This window comes from Salinivirga sp., from assembly GCF_055145285.1.
Genome location: NZ_JBSRDC010000050.1, coordinates 71,240 through 91,600, shown reverse-complemented (window position 1 = coordinate 91,600; position 20,361 = coordinate 71,240). Strand labels below are relative to the sequence as shown.

Sequence of the window (20,361 nt, the reverse complement as noted above, 5' to 3'; positions counted from 1 at the left end):
ACCGTGGGCGAAACAGCCATGATCCGCTCACTGTCGCCCTCTACGGCCTACAACTACCGTGTCAGGGCTGTTTGTGGTGGCTACATGAGCGAACCCACCATGGAGCGCACCTTTACCACCAGCGAGTTGGAGCCACTCAACAATGAATGTAACCTTCAACTGGAAACACCGGAAATCGATGATGAGTTTTTACGCGAAGATCTGGAACCATTGGATATGATTTGGACGGGCTCTTTCCCCATGACCATTGATGAGATAGAATCACAAAACGGTACGCAGTTTTCCGGTCGCGGCAGGCTTAATATGCCACTGTTCAACGTCAGTATCAGGGCACGCTTCGAGGATATGCAGGTAACCCTGTTGAATAAAATGGCATCAGGCTCTGTAACCGCTATGCGTGGCGACAGTGTTACGTTCAATTACGGCGGAGGCAACGATGGTGGCGGACCAGGCGGAGGTCCCGGAGGTGGCGACATACCCACGCCCGATGACACGGTAAATGTGGTTAACCCGATTGATTCGCTGGAGCAGATTAACGACAGCACCTGGATCGTGTACAATGGCGGCGATGTGGACACGGCCATGGTTGCCGCGGGAGGTGCCACCTACATCAGCGATGGTGCGGGCACCGAGGTGGTGGTGACCGAAGATGACCATTTTAATGTGGGTGGTGATGGCGATGGCGGTTCCGGAGGCGGCGCCGACCACGATCCGGTGCAGGATATGATTGCCTGCGACAGGCCAATTGAGTTTGTACCCCACAGCATGTCGAAATACGGCATGGATGCTTATCGCGATCCGCCCGCAACAGGCTATCAAAACCTGACTATGGGTACGCAGGTTACCGATATTGGCTGGAAAGCCATATCGACCGATGAAACCGGCATGCTGCGCGTGCAGGTGAACGACAGTGACACGGATGAACTTGATTTCCAGTACCAGTCGGGCGGCACCGGTGTAAGCGCAGATGGCGATGCAGCCTCGGGCTACACTTTGAACCTGCAGGCACCGCCAGAAAACGAAGACATTTTGCTGGCTGTGTGCCACCGCGATACCACCACCGGAGAAGCCTCCATAGCCGGCGGCATAGGTGTGGCAGCTTATGAGCGCCTTGCACTGGAACTGAAAATAGTACCGGTGGGCCACGAGCTCAATTACACCGAAGGCCAGCTCGAAGACGCACTCAACGACATTTACGGGCAGGCCGTGGTAAGCTGGGATGTGGAATACCTGCCCGCACTGGACATCAACTACTGGGACGAAAACGGCGACGGCCTCATAGAGCGCCCCAACACCGACTACAGCAACGAGATGCGCGCCGTGTGGGAATCGTTTTTGGCCAGCATGCAGTACGACCCCGTACAACAGGGCCAGGCCTACCTGTTCGTCATCCCCGGCATCACCGAAGGCGGCGATGTACGCGGCTATATGCCCATCAAATCGCGCTACGGCTTCGTAACCGCCGATGCCACCACCCGCGATGTGGCGCATGAGCTGGGCCACGGAGTTTTCAACCTCCGCCACACCTTTTCCGAAGAAAATTCCTTTACTTTGCCACAGAGCGATACAGACAATCTTATGGATTATTCAACCGGCACCGAACTTTGGAAATACCAATGGGACTTCATCCACAACCCAGAAGGCGGCTGGCATATCTTTGAGGAGGTGGAAGAAGGGGAGATGGTTGCGATTGGTGATAGTATAGAGTTTGAGATTGTTGATTTTGACTCAGAATTTGCACCAGGAGTTGGCAATCTAGTATTAGAGTATGAATTAACTGATGATAGTAAGCCTATTATAGATAAGTATCCAAATGAAGATTTAAAAATTAATCTTACTGTAGCAGATAAAGATGATAACATTATTTATGAAACCTCAATGCAGGCAGATAAAGAAGGAGTATTTGAATGGGATGGATATTTAAATGGAGCGAAGAGTGATTCTTTGGTGTTTGAAAATGGGCCGTACAAGTTGGCCACGACCTTTACCTTAGGTGATATAAATTTTACAAGTTGGGAAGCCCTTGAAGATATGCTTTATGAACTAGTATTTGAAGACAGCGTTAAAGTAATGACTCATAGGATTGATACATCATTTAATATTGTAAATGATCCATTAATTCTAGATTGGATAGGTTACAGAGATGAATTCAATGGTTTTATCGCTGGTAATACATCTGAATGGTATGAAGATTTTGTTGAAGATTGGAATAATAATGATTTTTTTATTGATAATGGAGTTGAGCCATTAGAATGGCTAATAAAGCATGAAGTGAAATCTACTTCGGACACGTTAGTTAATGCTAATATAAAGAATATTATAAAAGAATTTGGAATGATAGTTCATTTAGCAGATTCAATACTTCAAACAGATAATCCAAGTTTATATTCCTCGCTAACAAATAAGTATAGCGGAGATTATTCTGGGTTACGAATTAGATACATAGGTTCAACAAATAGTCCGAGTTCTCATGCTTTGGGTGCTGCAATAGATTTGAGAGTTCAACAAAATCCTATGTTTTTAAACCAAAATGGTGGGGGTAAAAGACATGCTAAACTTATTAAATATATTACCGGTCTAGATGTATTTTCAAGCAAAACTGACTCTCAAGTAACAACAGCGCATAATTTGTTTATGGAAAGTTATCATGGTGAGAATTATGAAAACACAGAAGGAAAACACTCAGAAATTCTTGACAAGTATGTGTTTATAAACAACTATATAAAACAAGGCGAGATTCCTCTATCCATCATTGATGATATTCAGATAAAAGATACAATATTGGCTAACTTTACGTCCAATCGCGAAATGCTTATAGATGCATTAGAGAAACATAAAAATACAATTGTGTTCAAACCAGCATCAATCAATGGCATTAATATAATTATTAATCACCTAAATAATGCGTCTGGAGATACAATAACAAGATTGATAGATGCTGATGTGGAATACTTCTCTATGGAAAAGGAATTATTTTTTACTGAGATTAATAATAACTTCAATTCTAGTTTTGATACTTTAATTAATTATTTTAGAGATATTAAACCAAATAATAATTTAATCTTTGAAAATGGTTTTTGCGATAATAATTTAGAAATTTATAATGCCTTTAATAGAGCTCATCAAATTGTTTCAAAAAAAATTATGGGAGAAGAATTAAATATAGAATGGGGTGGAATCTATAATTCTCTAATAGATGGAATGCATTTTAGTATGAATCTGAAATTTTTGAAATTTTTAACAAATAATAATTAAGAAAATGGTTAAGAAATTTTTTGTAATATTCGTTTTTTTTCCAATTGCTGTTTTTAGCCAATCAACTATCACTGTTAATTATATAAAAAAGTCTTTTAAGAAAGAGATAGTGGATACATCATTATTTCATAAAGAAATACTCATTAATAAAAAAATTGATAAAGTAAATGGATCAGTTATAAAAGTTGACAGTACAATAATGTATTTTAAAGATAGTAGTATAGTATATATTTTGCATAAAGAAATAGAAAACTCTTATGATGGACCGAATTATTACCAAAGAATATATGAGCATTATTATATTGAAAATAGTTTAGTGTTTTATAGAAGAGTAAGTTTTGTTGGTAGTTTTGGGGTTAATAGTGTTAATGCTCGTGAAGATATCCATACATATTTAAATCTGAAAGGAGAGTGTTTAGAGCATTATAAGCCCAGAGTAGCAAGCGGACCTAGCTCAACAATTTTAAAAAAACTAAAAAAAATCTCCCTTGAAGAAAAAAGTTGTATGTATTCTACTATATCAGGAAATGAGGGTGATAAATATATAAAGAAGCTAAAAATAAAAAATAGCAAGTATAATTATCTGCCTAATTAAAACCAATACAATAGACGAGTTTTATCTTTAACCCGATCGTGCGGATTTGCCATGAAATGGTGGAACGGAACCAGTTTTATGAACTCAGCAACGACCAGGTGGTAATTTCCCCACAAGACAAAAAACGCGTTGAATTAATTATGGAGGTGGAGCGGGGAAATAGGCCGTGGTAAGCTGGGATGTGGAATACCTGCCCGCGTTGGACATCAACTACTGGGACGAAAACGGCGACGGCCTCATAGAGCGCCCCAACACCGACTACAGCAACGAGATGCGCGCCGTGTGGGAATCGTTTTTGGCCAGCATGCAGTACGATCCTGTGCAGCAGGGCCAGGCCTACCTGTTCGTGATTCCCGGCATCACCGAAGGCGGCGATGTACGCGGCTATATGCCCATCAAATCGCGCTACGGCTTTGTAACCGCCGAAGCCACCACCCGCGATGTGGCGCATGAATTAGGCCACGGAGTTTTCAACCTCCGCCACACGTTTTCCGAAGAAAATTCCTTTACTTTGCCAGAAGGCGATACAGAGAACCTTATGGACTATTCAACCGGCACCGAGCTTTGGAAATACCAATGGGATTTTATACATAATCCTGAAGGCGGCTGGCATATCTTTGAAGATGTGGAGGAGGGGGAGATACGCATGGAAGGTATCTATTACAACGAACAATTGTTGGGAGATAATCGGAATTTGCATTTTTTACCTGAACTAAACCAAAGCATTGAACTCCATGCAGGCACTTATGAAGAAGGTGAGTTCGTGGAAGAAGATATTAAGTGGATACACAAAGTTGAAGAACCTGATAAAATGCCTGTGCTCTCCATTACGCCTGATTCATTATATTTTGGGCAAGACGATAGTATCACAGTAATTGGCAAACAATTTAGATTGTTGGCATCCAATGTTGAGAAAACAGTTTGCCTGAAAAAAGTTCAATTTGATTTGACAACTGCTATAGAAACTTTTTGTGATAGTATGTTGGTTTTCAGGAATAAATTTGATAGTCTTTCGGAAACATTGGAACCAATTCCCGAACAATTCGACCCTGTTGTATTTAATCATGCATCAAGCCTTTATGAGCCTGGCATGTCCCAGAATTCGACAAAAACAGAAAATCTTGAATGGAAGATGGATAGTACCCTTATTCAAATGTATGATTTAGATGTTTCAATGGATTCTATTGCTAGTTACGATGATTTATATGCAGAGCTAAATACAAAAAAAGAAATACCAAATACCTGGCAACTGTTTATTAATGATGTATTGGAAGCACTACCCGATGCTGATCCGCTATTGCCCGCCGATTCCCTTAAAAATCAATATACAGAAGAAATCAAAAACAAGATTTACGAAATTTTAGAAATTGAAAGCAATGATTAAAAAACAGCTTAAAATATTGATGTTTATAGCAATAAATGCGATATTTATAACGCTAAACGCTCAAAATTCAGTAGTGGAAGTTAAAATGCATGTAACCAAAAGCAGCGATACTCATAATGCAGATCTGCTGGCAATAAAGGAGAAGGTCCGTACAGATGAACTGAAGACGGCTATGGATAGTAATTATAGCATTATTGGAGATACATTAAAAGTACACCTGAGCTTTTTTGATGTCAAAGCTTTTGGCCCACTGGAGTTAAACAATCCTATTTCATTGAATGCTGAAACATATACAACCCAATGGAAGCAACATTACAGTGTTGGCAACCACATTTTGTTTTTATTTATGAATGAAGGTGATGGATATGAGTTCAAAAAACTGGATATAAGTGACCCGCTTCTACAAAATCATTTATTCCCCGAAGTGATGAACTTCATTCGACAGCATTTGCCCTCCGGAAATGAAGATATAGTGGATGACGGAACCCGGTTTTTAGCCAATGCGATTATGCCGGTTTGGACAGATTACACGAAAGGAGCGGCCGAGGTTTTAGTGCAAAATGATAAATACAAAAAGAACCGCATAAACCGGTTTCATGGTAATTATGGATTTGGTTTTTTCGATTTACAACCGGCCAATGCTAGCGAAGTTGAAAATATGAAACTCGTTAATGCAATTTATAAAGATGAAAATAAAGACGAACATTGGTTCTTTTCAAATCAATATATTTATACTGATGCCGGTTATATAAGTGGATTTACTCAAAGTAAGGTGTTCAATTGGCCCATATCGCTGGAGGAATCAGATACTATTGTCGTGGTTCATGATCATTTTTTATATAACTTATTGACATATATTGAAGAATCAGGTAAATTTGATGCCACACAAAAAGTATCTGACTGGTCATGGGAATATACTGATACATATGACCGTATTCTTACAAACCTTTCAAACATGTCGGACACCACTTCTAATGACAAATTAATTTTAGAGTTTGACGATAGCTATATTGGCAACGAAGGAGGTGAAATATCTATTTTATGTCTGGCATATAACAATACCTGGTGTAATGTCTTTGCTTCGGATTTAACCCTTGAAATACTTTTTCCAGATTTTTCTAATAATCTATCTGATATAGACAATGACGAATATGCACCATGGGGCAGTCATAAGCTTGCCAATGATATACACGATGAAATTTTAGTCAATGACAATTTTATTACTCTGGCAATTGAGGGTGAAAATTCAGGAGCATGGAAGTATGTTGCCAATAATTTTTTAGTTTATTTTACGAAAAAGAGGCAAGAGCATGGCCATATTGCTACAGGTTTTCCTGATGGCGAGTCTAATACTGTTATTCATGTTGGAGGTGACGATTTAGTGGAAATTGCTCCTTGGCAAACATCTGGGAAGAGTGCACATTTATACTTAGGTTATATCTTAAATCGATAATTATGAAATATTTAGTTTTTTTATTATGCATAATCCAAATAAATGCTTTAGCTCAAATTCAGCTTCCTAAAGATACTTTATTTTATTATCAAAAAGGCAACTATAAATATTCAAAAATTTATGGTATTGATTCACTCTTCATAGAAATATATACTCGTAATGTATATAGTGGTAAGGATTCATTTATTCACATCAATGGCAGCCACGTGGATAGTACGAGCTTGTATTTAACAAATCCATTTAAGATTGATGATAAAATATTCTTTAATCATAAATTAAAAAAAGATAGTAGTTATTTCTATTATTTCTATGATTTAAAGAAGATGAAATTTATACCAAAGAAGCAATCGCTTATAACTACGAATGAAGAAATATATATTGATTATAGTTATACAGGACTTTATACAAAAGAAGAGGATGATAAATTTATTTTATCAATTTTATCTTCTGAAAATTTTGAAGTCATTAAAGAAATCGATTTGACAAAATATGGTCGATGGTTTAAAGATAAAAATGGAAACAAAGTTGGTCCAAATGCAGAAATTACAGAAGTAATATTCCTTGAAGATAATTCTTTTCTGATTTGTTTTGGAGTAAGCATAGAAAGTGCTTATTATGAGACTTATAAAACATTTCTGGTAAAAAAAGATGAAATTATTGACCTTAGTAATAAATATGATGTTTCATGGTCTCAGTTTTATTTTTTATCACCAGATAGAAAATATATCAAGGTCCGAGAGAAAAGCAATTACATTATTCGTGATCTTAATTATAATAAGGTTGGAAACGGTTTAACAATGGGCCGGCAGCGGACAAAGAGTATTATTTCTCCTTTTGCTCCTATGCACAGAGGTGTTTTAATTTTTAATCATGCTATTCAATCATATTTCATTACATCGAAGGTTGCTAGTGGTGCATCAGTTTTAGTTCCCTACAAATTCATACCCCAGCTCGATTTGACTATGTATAAGGCGCATAAGAATAATAAACTAACAGAGGAAGACATAGAGGGTTTGGATCTTTATGCTTTGGGTATTTTGCGGAACAGCATTTTTGCCAAATACAATTATGCCTTCAATTCGGAGTTTTATCAGGCTTATTTTAATTTGTTTGCCTTTTATAATCACTACGAAAAAAAGGGTAAGCGTACAAAAAATGTAAACGACAAACTCACTGATACCGATAAAGCCAATGTCGCTTTTGTTCTCAAGGCCGAAAAAAAATTGAAAGAATGATAAAGCCCTTGCTGCTGCACGTCTCCTCACGTGTGCATTCGCAAAAAAAAGTTTAATAAATAGATTCCACAATTTCTTCAGTTAATCCAAAAAACCTGCCAATATTGATTTGGCAGGTTTAAAGAAATGGAGTTATCATGTTTATTTTTGCGGTGCGTAGGGTATGGAAGTCTTTTCGAATTTCGTCTTCACCTCTTTAAAATCAGATGATAAGTTTTCGTATAAATCAATTGCCGCACGAGACTTATTCAAAGTATAAAAATGGATTCCCGGTGCTCCGTTATCCAGAAGTTCATGACATTGCTCAATGGCAAGGTCAAGTCCGGCTTTATACATGTCATCCGGTTTATCTATGTAGGGCTCAATGCGTTTTTTGATATTGTCAGGAATGCTCACGCCAATTTTTTGTGCAAATTTAGCAATGCTTTTGTAATTCGTAATTGGAATCACCCCCGGAATAATTCGTTTATTAATACCTTTTTGTTGTGTATTGTTGATAAAGTCCCAATAGAACTTGTTGTTGAAGAAAAACTGTGTCACGAGGAAGTCAGCTCCTGCATCAACTTTAAGTCTGAGGTTAATCAGGTCCTCCTCTTTGCTTTTTGCCTCCACATGTTTTTCGGGATAAGCACCGGCACCAATGCATAAATCGTATTGATCTTTTACAAAACGTATCAAATCACTTCCATAATTGAAGCCATCGGGGTTTTCCGGGAAACTTTTTGCGCCTTTTGGTGGATCGCCACGAAGCAGCATTGCATTTTGAACCCCCATATCTTTAAGTGTGCGCATGTCGTAAGCGATTTTTTCTTTCGTGGCATTTATGCACGTGTAATGCGCCATGCTCACAAACCCAAGGTCGTTGTGGAACAAATCGACAAGGTCGAAAGTGTTTTCCTGGGTGCTTCCGCCTGCTCCGTAAGTAATGCTTACAAATGACGGGTCGAGTTTCATTAGCTGGCCTGCATTAATTCCAAATTTCACAGCTGTCGAATAATCCTTGGGTGGAAAAAATTCGAATGAGTAAGTTCTTTCTTGTTTTTCAAAAATCTCTGTGATTTTCATTTTATCTCCTTTTTATTCATTTTTTTCTTTATGTTTTATAATCCAGAACTGAGCTTAATAGCTTTTCGGCATCTTTTATTTTTATGTTGGCTCTTTTGGCATAATCTTCAACCTGGTCGCGTCCTATTTTACCAATACCGAAATATTTAGAAGCATCATGTGCCATGTAAAACCCTGCTACAGACGATACGGGATGCATAGCAAAACTTTCGGTAAGTGTTATCCCAATTTTTTCTTCGACCTGCATCAAGTCAAACAGATATTTTTTCAGGGAATGATCTGGACAAGCCGGATACCCCGGGGCAGGTCTAATACCCTTGTATTTTTCTTTTATTAATTCCTCTTTTGAGAGGTCTTCGTGGGGTTCGTAGCCCCAATATTTTTTTCTGACCCATTGATGCAATACTTCGGCAAAAGCCTCTACTAACCGATCAGATATTAACCTGAACATAATGCTATTGTAACTGTCGCCTTTTTTCTTGAATCGCTCTACCTGCTTTTCTGATCCATGGCCGGTTGTTACTGCAAAGCCACCAAAATAATCTTCTATTCCGGCTTCCACCGGAGCTAAATAATCGGTGAGGGAAAGCGCCTCACCCTGTTTGTTTTTCATAAACTGCTGTCGCAGCATAGGTATGCGCATATATACATCACTTCGCCGGTCATCTTCAAAAATTAGAATATCATCTTTATCAGCGTTGGCCGGGTAAAGTCCGATTATGCCCCTGGGCTGTAGGAGTTTCTCATCAATAATTTCGTTGAGCATATCTTGTGCTTCATCAAAAACCCGTTTGGCCTCTTTTCCCACCTTGTCTTTTTCAAAAATAGAAGGAAATACACCTTTTAAACCCCAGCCATGGAAAAAGGGTGTCCAGTCGATATGTTTACGTAGCAAGTTCAGGTCAAAGTGTTCAAAAACTTTTGTACCTAACATTTTGGGCTTCATCGGTTGCTTTTCGTGGTAGTTGTACCGGAAGCGTTTCTTGCGGGCATCTGTGAAAGAAATTTGCATCCCGGCAGCTTTTCTGCGCAGGTAGTTATCTCGTATTTTTTTCTGATCTGCCTGTTCAGCATTTATGAAATGCTCAACTTCGTCACTTACCAATTTTATAGCGCTTGAAGCACTTTTTGACGCATCATTACACTGCATAACCAGGCCTAAATAGTGTGGGGCCATTTTTATGGCAGTATGTAATTTGGAAGTGGTTGCGCCGCCTACCATTACAGGTGTTTTTATGTGGGCATCGTCTAACGCCTGAAGCACCTCCGTCATTTTGTTTAACGAGGGTGTAATTAATCCACTCAAAGCAATTATATCGGGTTTCTTTTCTGCTACAGCGTGTAAAATAGCTTCTTTTTCTACCATCACACCCAGATCAATAACTTCAAACATGTTGGAAGATAATACAAGGGAAAGGATGTTTTTTCCAATATCATGCACATCGCCTGCTACAGTGGCCAGCAATATTCGTCCGGTGTGGTTTCCTGCTGTGCTGCCCTGACTGCGGTTTATTTGTGGTTTTAGCGCCTCAACAGCCATATTCATTACCCGCGCACTTTTTATGACCTGGGGCAGATATACTTTTCCCTCTTCAAAGCCTTTGCCGACCTGGGTTAAGGCTTCCAGTAAGGGGCCTTCTATAATTTCAACCGGATTTTGTTTTTCTTGCGAAAGTGCCTGTATATCTTCATTAATATAGGTGTCAATTCCATTTTCAACCGCATAACGTACTCTTTTATGTGGTGATTGCTTTCGCCAGCGGGTTGTAGTTTTTTCTCTTTTGGGTTGATCAGTATATTTGTGCGAAATTTCAATCAAACGATCTGTTGCATTTTTACGCTGATCAAATATTACATCTTCAATGGCTTTTGCTAATCGAACCGGAATATCATCTATATTACGAATTCTGCCGGGATTCACAATAGCAAAATCTAAGCCTGCCATTTGAGCATGTGATAAAAACACAGAATTGATGGCCTCCTGCAAGTATGCGTTTCCTCGAAAACCGAAAGAAACGTTTGAAATGCCGCCTATTACTTTGCTGTATGGCAAGTTTTGTTTGATCCATTGCACCGCTCTGATAAAATCTTTGGCATAATTATTATTTCCATCAGTACCTGTACCTATAGCCAATACAATGGGATCAAAGATCAGATCTTCGGGGGGGAAGTTTAGCTCACGAGTCCAAATATCATAAATGCGCTGACAAATCTCTATTTTTCGCTCATACGAATCGGCCTGCCCTTGTTCATCGGCGGCCATGGCAACAATATTAACGCCAAACCGGCGCAGTCGAATTGCACGCTCTTTAAAGTAGTCAACACCATTTTGTAAACTCAGGGAATTTACAATAGGTTTACCTTGAATAAATGGCAAAGCTGACTCAATTACCTCAAATTCAGAAGAATCAATCATAAATGGCACAGCAGCAATATCCGGTTCTGATGCCAGAAGTTTTATAAATACCGGTATAAGTTTTTTGGCATCAATCATACCATCATCGAGGCTGATGTTGATCATGTCAGCTCCAGCCTCAATTTGCTGGCGCGCAATAGCCATTGCCCGGTCAAAGTCATTTTCGGTGATGTGTTTCTTGAAAATTTGCGAACCGGAAACCGTTGTGCGCTCTCCGATTTTAATTGTACGAGTTGATTCTTTAACGCCTAACGATTGCAAACCACTCAAACGCGTAGTTCGGCTGTGTGGCATTATTGTGCGCGGATTGTACTGTTTTACAGCTTCCTTGAGCGCTTTTACATGTGCTGGCGTTGTACCACAGCATCCTCCAACAATATTAACCCATCCGTTTTCCAAATATTCGTCGATTTGTTCGGCCATGGCTCGCGCCGATTGTTCATACTCCCCAAATTCGTTGGGAAGTCCGGCATTGGGGTGGGCGCTAACGTTTATAGTTGATTTAATCGCTAAACGATTAAGGTAAGGAGTCATTTTATCGGCTCCAAAAGAGCAGTTCAGCCCAATTGAGAATAAATTGAAAGGCTGTAATGCATTAAAAAAGGCCTCTACGGTTTGTCCAGAGAGGTTGTGTCCGCTTTCATCAATTGAGCCGGATACCATTATGGGCAATTCGATGTGCTTTTCCCTGAATATTTCGTGAATTGCAAGAATGGCAGCTTTTGCATTGAGTGTGTCAATTACAGTTTCAATCATTAACAGATCTACGCCACCATCAATAAGTCCAATGGCTTGTTGTCGGTAAGCGTTAGAAAGGTCATGAAAATTTACATCTCGTTTTTCAGGAGAATTAATATCGGGGGCAATTGAGGCAGCTTTCTTAGTGGGTCCAAGCGTGCCGGCAACATAGATTTGTTTGGCATTATTAGATTTTGAGAATTCACTTACGGCTTCTTTTGCAATTTTGGCCCCTTCATAATTCAAACGATAAACCTCTGCATCTAATTGATACGGCTCCAGGGCATATAAATTTGCGTTGAAGGTATTGGTCGTAATAATATCAGCTCCGGCTTCAAGGTAATTCCGATGAATGTTTTTTACAATCGCGGGTTTTGAAACGTTCAATACCTCATTAACCCCGGTAATATTAACCTGATGATGAGCATATTCCTCGCCTCTGAAGTCCGCTTCTGATAAGCCTTGCCTTTGAAGCATTGTACCAAGGGCCCCATCCAAAACAAGAATCCGTTTTTTAATATCTTCGTGAATTTGCATTCTATGTTATTATCGTTTTTTATAAATTTATAATCAGTTGCACACAACTAAACTATCATTATCATACTTATAATTGATTGTGAAACGCGACTTTATTAGTAGGGTAAGTGATAATTGATAGGTATAAAATGCTGATAAACAATAATATTTTAAAATTCCAAAAGTATATCAACTTTTCGCTGTACGAAAATTAATTTCTGTGCAAACTTAATATATAAATGCAAAAAAACATGATAATTATTGAGACAATCGAAGAAAGCTTTGCTCCAAAGGGCGCTTAAATATGCCTATTGTGCTTGTTAATCATGCGGGTAGGGCGATAAAAAATATTCATAAATAAAGAATAATTGCACAGAACCTAAGAATATTTCCGGTTAAATTTGCGCAGACAGTTTACGCACAAGCACTCCGAATATCGACTGGCAATCTTTCTTTTGGCAATATTGTTAAGCGACACAGTCATGCAATCGCATTCCAGTATAGATTCAGTTTTGCAACGAAACTCATCCCCGCAATGTGGACATATTTTAACCATAGCTTTAAGGCTTCATTCTTTATCGTTTTTATACGCACAAAATAGTGTAAAAAGCCACGCTGACAGGAATTATAAGTATGGATTTTCTACATGTTCCACGTGGCTTTTTACTACTAATATAAACAAACAAACAAACTTGCAATACTTATAAAACAGACGCTACCGACAACACCTGGCAGTCAATACGTCAGCTAAAAAATGGTTGGGTAAAATTTAAAAGAAAAGATTATACTAACTTTCCCATCACAGCTTTTTACCCGCAAGCTATGAATCTGTGTGTACATTGGCAGGTCTCCTGGCTCGTTCTGAAAAGCTTGGCTTTTTTGGTCTTGCGCCTTCCCATCCGATCTTAAAGGACAGTGGCAAAGGTGGTTAAGACCTACAGAACTTACAGTAGCGGGAACTGCTTCGGTTTTTCACCGAATTCCCTTTTAAAAGCACAATCCGAAAGGATGTGTGCTTCACCAAAATCACGATGCAAATATAGAGAATTATATTCCACAAATAAAAATTCTACAGAATCAAATATACTCAAAGTGTAAAAAAAAACTGGGTTGCGATAAACTAATTTGATTGAATATTAATTAGTTATTGTTTCGACCAACGGTAGGCAGGCTTTTCTTAAAGTCGTGGAATTGTTTGAAAATAAGAATAATGCAAGCATTTAATATCTGTAAAAGGCAAGTTTTATTCTGTGGGAATATTTTGAAAAAAATAAAGATACGGCAAACCTTCTGTTTATTTTTTTATTGAACTGTTCGATTCTGTTCTTAATACTACCTATGCGGCGATATTTGGAAAAAAATCTTGAAAAATTATCAGAAATACTACAAGGTAATTTTGTGTTTAACTATTTATTTATACATCTTTGCACAGAATTGAGATGCACATTATATAAAATAAAGAAAATCAGTAAATTATAAAATATACATAAAGAATAGCATCGAACTTTTTATATGGATTCAAGCTCAAAACAAACAAACAAACAAACAACAATATTCGATCTATTAAATTCAAAAACAGTTATTTATATTCAGGCAGTTTGCCTGCTTGGATGAGCGTATAGCTGAAATTATATCGCACAGAACATATTATAAAATAAACAAACTAAAAAAAGGAATTTATGAGTATGGATTTAAGTAAAATTTCAGAAATTTTAGTAGCTGGAAAAGTAGATGAACTAAAAAAACAAACAGAAGAAGCAGTAAATAGCGGAACAAACGCGGCTGATATTTTAAATCAGGGTTTGCTTCCCGGTATGGACACTGTTGGACAAAATTGGAAAGATGGTGATATGTTTATGCCTGAAGTACTTCGATGTGCAAAAGGTATGAGCGGAGCTATGGAAATAATTCGTCCGCACCTTTCAGAGGCGGATATGGGCAATGCCGGCAAATTGGTAATTGGTACAGTAGCAGGCGACCTTCATGATATTGGGAAAGACCTTGCAGGAATGATGTTCGAAGGTGCCGGCTACAAAGTAATCAATATTGGAATTGACCAACCCAATGAAGCTTTTGTTGAAGCTGTAAAAGAACACAAACCCAGTGTACTTGGTATGTCTGCCTTGTTAACTACCACTATGCCACGCATGGGCGAAGTAATCAACTCGCTGAAAGAAGCCGGTATTCGCGATGAAGTTGCAGTAATCATCGGTGGAGCACCAGTTACCAAAGAATATGCCGAAGAAATTGGAGCAGATCTTTATGCTCCTAATGCAGGAAGCGCTGTTGATATTACCAGTAAATACCTCGACAGTCAGAAATAAAACAACATTTATTCCTTTGGTATCGGTACTTGTTTGATATCGATGGAATAAAATTCAAACGCATTATATTTCACCAAAAATATAGGTTTTGTCCGGAACTATCGGGGTTTATCCGATACGTAATAACGTTTCTATAAACCCCGATTGAGTCGACCGGACAACACATTAAAAAAGAGGATTTTTTTATGAAAATGAATCATGCAGTGAATAAATCAACCCGGTTCAGGGTACTTTCAGAAGACCAAATAGAACAAATCTATTTTGCCGCACTAGAAGTACTTGAGCGTACCGGTGGAAACATTTATCACGATGAGGCTATTGAGCTTTTCAAAAACAGCAATGCTGTAGTTCGCGGAAATAATGTCAGAATTCCGGCATCAATGGTGCAGGAGGCATTGAACTTTTATCCGCGAAAAATTACACTAAAAGGACGTAACGGTAAACGCGCACTTCACCTTCAGAAAGATAATGTTACATACGGCACAGGTTCCGACCTGCCTTTTACCTACGATCGTAAAACAGGTGAAAGAAGGCGGACTACTTACCAGGATGTAAATAATGCAGCAAAAATTGTGGATGCTCTGCCCAACTACGACTTTTTCATGTCGCACGGTATTGTTGGCGATGCACCTAATCCGCAAACATACGACCGCCATCAGTTTATGGCCATGCTCGACAATTGCACCAAACCAATGGTAGTAACAAGCGTCGACGGCGAAGGCCTGGAAGACCTTTGGAAAATGGGTTGCCTATTGCAGGGCGGAGAAGAAGAATTCCGTTTAAACCCAATGTTTGTGGCCTACATTGAACCTATTTCACCACTAAAAAACGACTCTACAGCAGTAGAAAAATTGCTTTTTGCAGCAGAGAAAAAAATCCCGGCCATGTATACACCATGTCCCAGCTCTTGCGCAACCGCACCTGCAACCATCGCAGGAATGCTCGTTCAATCGTTGGCCGAAACACTGCTGGCAAGCGTCCTCTGCCACTTAAAAAGCCCGGGGATGCCACTCATTATGGGCGGGGTAACCACACTGCTCGATATGAAAAAATCGACTTACTCTTATGGCGCACCTGAACTCTCACTTGCGTCGGCAGCCAATACTGATATATCAAAATGGCTCAACCTGCTGATGTTCTCTACTGGTGGATGCTCAGATTCCAAAATTTTGGATGAACAAGCAGCATCCGAACAAATGATGAACCTGTTTTATGCTCAACTTTCCGGCGCAAATCTGGTACACGACGTTGGGTATATCGACCATGGAACCAATGCTTCATTGGAAAGCCTTGTGTTGAATGACGAGATGATTGGCATGGTAAAACAATTTGGAAAAGGAATCAATACAGATGATGACCATCTTGCTCTTGACCTTATTGAAAAACAAGGGCCCGGAGGAGAGTATGTAACTACCGACCATACTTTTGACCATTGGAAAGAATGGTTCCTGCCTAAACTGCAAGACCGGTCAGATTATGAAACCTGGCAAAAAGACGGTTCTAAAACCATGGGCGATCGTGTAAAAGAGCGCACCGATGAGTTGCTTGAAAACCATGAGCCGGAACCGATTGACGAAAAGCTCAAAAAAGAATTGCATAAAATTATAAGTGACGCCGATAAGCGACATGCATAATTGATTCAACGCTATAGAATCATCAAAAAATATTTAGTATATGAGTAATAGAACAAATTATACAGTTCAGCAAAGTCCCTCTTTCGAGATTCTTTCTGAAGACCAGAAAGAGCGAATTTACAACGGGATGATGCGAACACTACAATATACCGGTGCTAATGTGCATCATGAAGGAGCAAGGGAATTATTCAAAAAAGCCGGATGTAAAGTCGATGGCTTACGAGTGTTTTTTCCTCCGGAATTGATAAAGCAAGCACTCTCAACAGCACCATCGGTAACCGAAGTATTTGCATGGGATGGAGATGAGTCAAAAAAAATTACCATCGAAGAAAAACGCAGCTACTTTGGTCCCGGTCCCACACCTCCCAACTTTATTGATACCGAAACACTTGAGCGCAGAAAATACATGCGTAAAGATGCCTCGCTCGTAGCACGTGTGTGCGATGCACTACCCAATATGGGATATGTGCAATCACTCGGCTCAATTAGCGACGTTACAAACGGCCTGGCCGATGTATACGAATTTGCCGATATGATACGTAATACCACAACGCCAATCATGAGTTGGGCTTTCGGCAAAGACGGTGTACACGAACAACACAAAATGGCCATTGCCATGGCGGGAAGTGAAGATGAATTTAAAAAACGTCCGAACTTTATTTTCTATGGAGAGCCTATTTCTCCGCTTGTGAGTGATTACCACGCAATAGATAAATGTATGTACTGCGCAGAGCATCGCATACCACAGGTTTATAGCCCTTGTGCTATTGGTGGCGGCACTGTACCGGCTTCACACGCAGGTCAGCTTGTTGTAGCCCTCTCAGAATCAATGGTAGGTGTTATTGCATCCCAATTAATCAATCCGGGCACATGCGTAATTATTGGAGGCGTGCAATCCATTCTTGATATGCGCCGTTCCATTTATTCTTATGGCGCACCGGAGCTAAGCCTTCTGAGCGCTGCACATACAGAGGTTGTGCACTATTGTGGTTTACCAATGTACTCAACATCAGGTTGTACCGATACCAAGAAAATGGACATGCAATCGGCTATGGAAGCAAGTCTCTCAATTAATGCCGCAATGATGAGCGGTGCCAACTTTGTACACGATAATGGCTACACCGAATCAGGATTGACCGGTGATATATTCCAGACTGTAATGGCCGACGAAATTATTGCTATGGCCAGAGTGGTTGAAGGGGGTGTAGAAGTAAATGAAGATACACTGGCAGTTGAACAAATTGCCAATGTTGGTCCGGGTGGTCATTATTTATACGAAGACCACACAATGGAACACTTCCGGGATTACTGGATGCCCACAGTTATGGATCGTAACAGCTACGAAACATGGCAGCAAGAAGGTGAAAAAACTATGAAAGAGCGCGTGCAGGATAAAACGCGTGACCTGATCAAAAACCACGAAGGGCCGCGAAATAAAGTACCTGAAAAAGCCGATGCCGAAATTGAGAAAATTTTGCAAGAGGCTGAAGAACGCGTAAAAGAAGAAGGCGTTAAGTAAATTACATAGCGCTTTTCTATATCTCATAATTGTGCAATGAGGCTGTCTAAAAAGATATGTATCGTCTATGGAAGTTTAGATTTCGTTAGAAACGACGTTTTTAAAGCTTTTTAGACAGCCCTCATAAAAATCCCATAATCAGAATGGTACATGCGCCTGTTGAATTATCACAAAAAAATGCAGGTTGAACCATTCGAAAAAAATCATTAATGAATCGCTACGTTATAGGAATTGATACAGGAGGTACATTTACCGACGGAGTATTATTACACTATGGCTCCCGTAAAGTGGTTTCGGCAGCTAAATCGCTGACTACACGCAAAGATCTCAAGCAAGGAGTCATTAAGGTGCTTAAGAAACTCGATATTAAGCCCGGTTACAAAATCAAACTGGTCGGAATATCAAGTACTTTGGCTACCAACTCTATTGCTGAAGGTAAAGCGCGTAAAGTTGGGCTGTTGCTCATCGGGTACGATCAGGAATTGGTTGAAAGTTATGGATTACGAGACAAACTTTCTACAGACGAAATAAATTTTTGTAACGGTGGACACAATGCGCAAGGAGCCGAACGCCGGCCACTCGACACAGAAGCTGTTAAGCAATGGCTTACAGATGTGAAAGATAAAGTAGATGCCATTGCCATTTCAAGTTATTTTAGTCCGTTAAACTCTGAACATGAAGAAGCTGCTTTTGAAATTATACAGCAATATTCAGACTTGCCTGTTGTAATGGCACATCAGTTATCATCAAAGTTAGACTCTATTAAGCGGGCAGCTACGGCCTCAATTAATGCATCGCTTGTGGCTGTTATGCAAGATTTTATTCAGGCAGTGCAAACTTCAGTAAAAAACCTGGGTATAGATGCTCCCCTGATGATTGTGCGAGGCGATGGCACATTGATGCCCTACACCGAGGCCATTCAAAAACCAGTAGAGACCGTGCTTTCAGGGCCGGCAGCCAGCGCTATTGGGGGCAGATTTTTGTCGCAAGAGGGTAGTTCCCTCGTCGTCGACATTGGCAGCACAACTACAGATATGGCCATGGTCAAAAATTCAAAGGTCGTTGTTTCTGAATCAGGTGCCAAAGTTGGCGAAACCGAAACAGCTGTTGAAGCAGCTAAAATACGCACAATTAGCGTAGGATGCGACAGCCGGATAGCTTTCGACGCCAAAAACGAAATAAAAATTGGTCCGGAGCGAGTGAGAGCACTATCGCAAATGGCAGCGTACCATCCACATGTGGCAGATGAATTAAATCAACTTAGCAAAGAGAGCAATATTACGCAAAACCCACTCAATATTGAATACTGGTATTTGCATAACCCGCTTGAACAAGATGAATTCAACCAGCTCAACGACAAACAAAAGAAAGCGGTTGACCTGATAAAAGAACCTCATCGCTTATCTGATCTGATGAAAAAAGTAGGCGTATATCACCCAACCCATCTTAAATTGCACGATTTAATTCAGCAGGGTAAAATTGAATGTGCCACCCTTAATCCAACCGACCTGTTACACACCGAAGGAGCCATTGATCTGTGGAACGCCGGTGCAGCCAAAGCTGCTACCGAGTATCTTTGCAAGGTTCAGGGAATTAACAGAAAAACGTTGGTCGACAATGTCATGAATAAAATAGTCGACATTATTCTTGAGGAAATCATCATATTTTTAGCCTGTCAGCACACCAATCCCTCAAAAATGCCGGCCAGCATCGATGGTGAATGGGGGAAATGGATGCTAAACGAAATTCTATACAGCGACAATAGCTTTTTATCTATTAATGCAGATAGCCGTTATCCCATTATTGGCACCGGTGCACCAGCGCAGTATTTTTTAAAAAAGGCCGCGCGTCTTGTAAACACCCAACTGGTGCTGCCTGAATATGCTGCTGTGGCCAATGCTGTGGGTGCTGTATCAGGTTCGATTACCGAAATGCGTGAAGCCCTGGTATTCATCCGCGAAAACCAGGCACAGTATAGCTATGTAGTAAAACACGAAGGCAAAACAAAAAACTTTGAACAGTATCATGATGCTTGTGAATATGCCGAAGTAAAATCAAAAATACTGGCTCGCGAAGCCGCAATTAAAGCTGGCGCCAGCGATCCGTTTATAGAAACAGAGCGCAAAACAGAAGGTTCTTTAACGCGCTACCTGGCAAGAGCTACGGGTAACCCAAAAATATCGGAAATTGCCGGAATTGATGAAGAGCAAAAATAGCATTCAATAAA

General features: G+C 39.8%; 12 protein-coding genes and 1 riboswitch. Of the genes, 9 read left to right on the top strand and 3 right to left on the bottom strand.

Annotated features, from left to right (window positions below):
- From ACTB0Y_RS09740 to ACTB0Y_RS09720, 5 genes are all read left to right on the top strand, one after another.
- Positions 1–3,255, top strand: a 3,255-nt coding sequence (locus tag ACTB0Y_RS09740) for a fibronectin type III domain-containing protein (RefSeq protein WP_463206630.1), incomplete at its 5' end; no start/stop codon positions are given.
- 4 nt (positions 3,256–3,259) lie between these two features.
- Positions 3,260–3,850, top strand: a complete 591-nt coding sequence (locus ACTB0Y_RS09735; RefSeq protein ID WP_463206629.1) for a hypothetical protein — start codon at positions 3,260–3,262, stop codon at positions 3,848–3,850.
- Between the two features lie 181 nt (positions 3,851–4,031).
- Positions 4,032–5,234, top strand: coding sequence for a hypothetical protein (locus ACTB0Y_RS09730; RefSeq protein ID WP_463206628.1), 1,203 nt, complete (start codon positions 4,032–4,034; stop codon positions 5,232–5,234).
- Positions 5,227–6,687 (top strand): hypothetical protein, encoded by a 1,461-nt coding sequence (locus ACTB0Y_RS09725; RefSeq protein WP_463206627.1) that lies wholly within the window; start codon positions 5,227–5,229, stop codon positions 6,685–6,687. The genes ACTB0Y_RS09730 and ACTB0Y_RS09725 overlap by 8 nt, the downstream gene beginning before the upstream one ends.
- A 2-nt stretch (positions 6,688–6,689) precedes the next feature.
- Positions 6,690–7,922, top strand: coding sequence for a YARHG domain-containing protein (locus ACTB0Y_RS09720; RefSeq protein ID WP_463206626.1), 1,233 nt, complete (start codon positions 6,690–6,692; stop codon positions 7,920–7,922).
- Positions 7,923–8,063: 141 nt separating this feature from the next.
- Here ACTB0Y_RS09720 and ACTB0Y_RS09715 read toward each other — a convergent pair whose 3' ends face one another.
- The 3 genes from ACTB0Y_RS09715 to ACTB0Y_RS09705 form a co-directional block, all read right to left on the bottom strand.
- Complete coding sequence (locus ACTB0Y_RS09715; protein WP_463206625.1) at positions 8,064–8,987, bottom strand: methylenetetrahydrofolate reductase; 924 nt, start codon at positions 8,985–8,987, stop codon at positions 8,064–8,066.
- A gap of 28 nt (positions 8,988–9,015) precedes the next feature.
- A complete protein-coding gene (gene metH, locus ACTB0Y_RS09710; protein WP_463206624.1) occupies positions 9,016–12,678 on the bottom strand; it encodes a methionine synthase in 3,663 nt (1,220 codons plus the stop codon).
- A gap of 358 nt (positions 12,679–13,036) precedes the next feature.
- Positions 13,037–13,213, bottom strand: coding sequence for a cysteine-rich CWC family protein (locus tag ACTB0Y_RS09705; RefSeq protein ID WP_463206623.1), 177 nt, complete (start codon positions 13,211–13,213; stop codon positions 13,037–13,039).
- A gap of 268 nt (positions 13,214–13,481) precedes the next feature.
- A riboswitch (cobalamin riboswitch) is annotated at positions 13,482–13,697 on the bottom strand.
- 639 nt (positions 13,698–14,336) lie between these two features.
- Here ACTB0Y_RS09705 and ACTB0Y_RS09700 point away from each other — a divergent pair.
- The 4 genes from ACTB0Y_RS09700 (at position 14,337) to ACTB0Y_RS09685 (ending at position 20,350) form a co-directional block, all read left to right on the top strand.
- Positions 14,337–14,981, top strand: a complete 645-nt coding sequence (locus ACTB0Y_RS09700) for a cobalamin B12-binding domain-containing protein (RefSeq protein ID WP_463206622.1) — start codon at positions 14,337–14,339, stop codon at positions 14,979–14,981.
- A gap of 143 nt (positions 14,982–15,124) precedes the next feature.
- A complete protein-coding gene (locus tag ACTB0Y_RS09695) occupies positions 15,125–16,615 on the top strand; it encodes a trimethylamine methyltransferase family protein (RefSeq protein ID WP_463206631.1) in 1,491 nt (496 codons plus the stop codon).
- 40 nt (positions 16,616–16,655) lie between these two features.
- Positions 16,656–18,134: a trimethylamine methyltransferase family protein gene (locus ACTB0Y_RS09690; protein WP_463206621.1), complete on the top strand. Its 1,479-nt coding sequence runs from the start codon at positions 16,656–16,658 to the stop codon at positions 18,132–18,134.
- 209 nt (positions 18,135–18,343) lie between these two features.
- Positions 18,344–20,350, top strand: a complete 2,007-nt coding sequence (locus ACTB0Y_RS09685) for a hydantoinase/oxoprolinase N-terminal domain-containing protein (protein WP_463206620.1) — start codon at positions 18,344–18,346, stop codon at positions 20,348–20,350.
- Positions 20,351–20,361: the final 11 nt, after the last annotated feature.

Excerpts from the sequence above, each read along its gene's own strand:
- ACTB0Y_RS09735 (WP_463206629.1), top strand. The coding sequence starts at position 3,260 with ATGGTTAAGAAATTTTTTGTAATATTCGTTTTTTTTCCAATTGCTGTT.
- ACTB0Y_RS09725 (WP_463206627.1), top strand. The coding sequence starts at position 5,227 with ATGATTAAAAAACAGCTTAAAATATTGATGTTTATAGCAATAAATGCG.
- ACTB0Y_RS09720 (WP_463206626.1), top strand. The coding sequence starts at position 6,690 with ATGAAATATTTAGTTTTTTTATTATGCATAATCCAAATAAATGCTTTA.
- ACTB0Y_RS09715 (WP_463206625.1), bottom strand. The coding sequence starts at position 8,987 with ATGAAAATCACAGAGATTTTTGAAAAACAAGAAAGAACTTACTCATTC.
- metH (WP_463206624.1), bottom strand. The coding sequence starts at position 12,678 with ATGCAAATTCACGAAGATATTAAAAAACGGATTCTTGTTTTGGATGGG.
- ACTB0Y_RS09705 (WP_463206623.1), bottom strand. The coding sequence starts at position 13,213 with ATGGTTAAAATATGTCCACATTGCGGGGATGAGTTTCGTTGCAAAACT.
- ACTB0Y_RS09700 (WP_463206622.1), top strand. The coding sequence starts at position 14,337 with ATGAGTATGGATTTAAGTAAAATTTCAGAAATTTTAGTAGCTGGAAAA.
- ACTB0Y_RS09690 (WP_463206621.1), top strand. The coding sequence starts at position 16,656 with ATGAGTAATAGAACAAATTATACAGTTCAGCAAAGTCCCTCTTTCGAG.
- ACTB0Y_RS09685 (WP_463206620.1), top strand. The coding sequence starts at position 18,344 with ATGAATCGCTACGTTATAGGAATTGATACAGGAGGTACATTTACCGAC.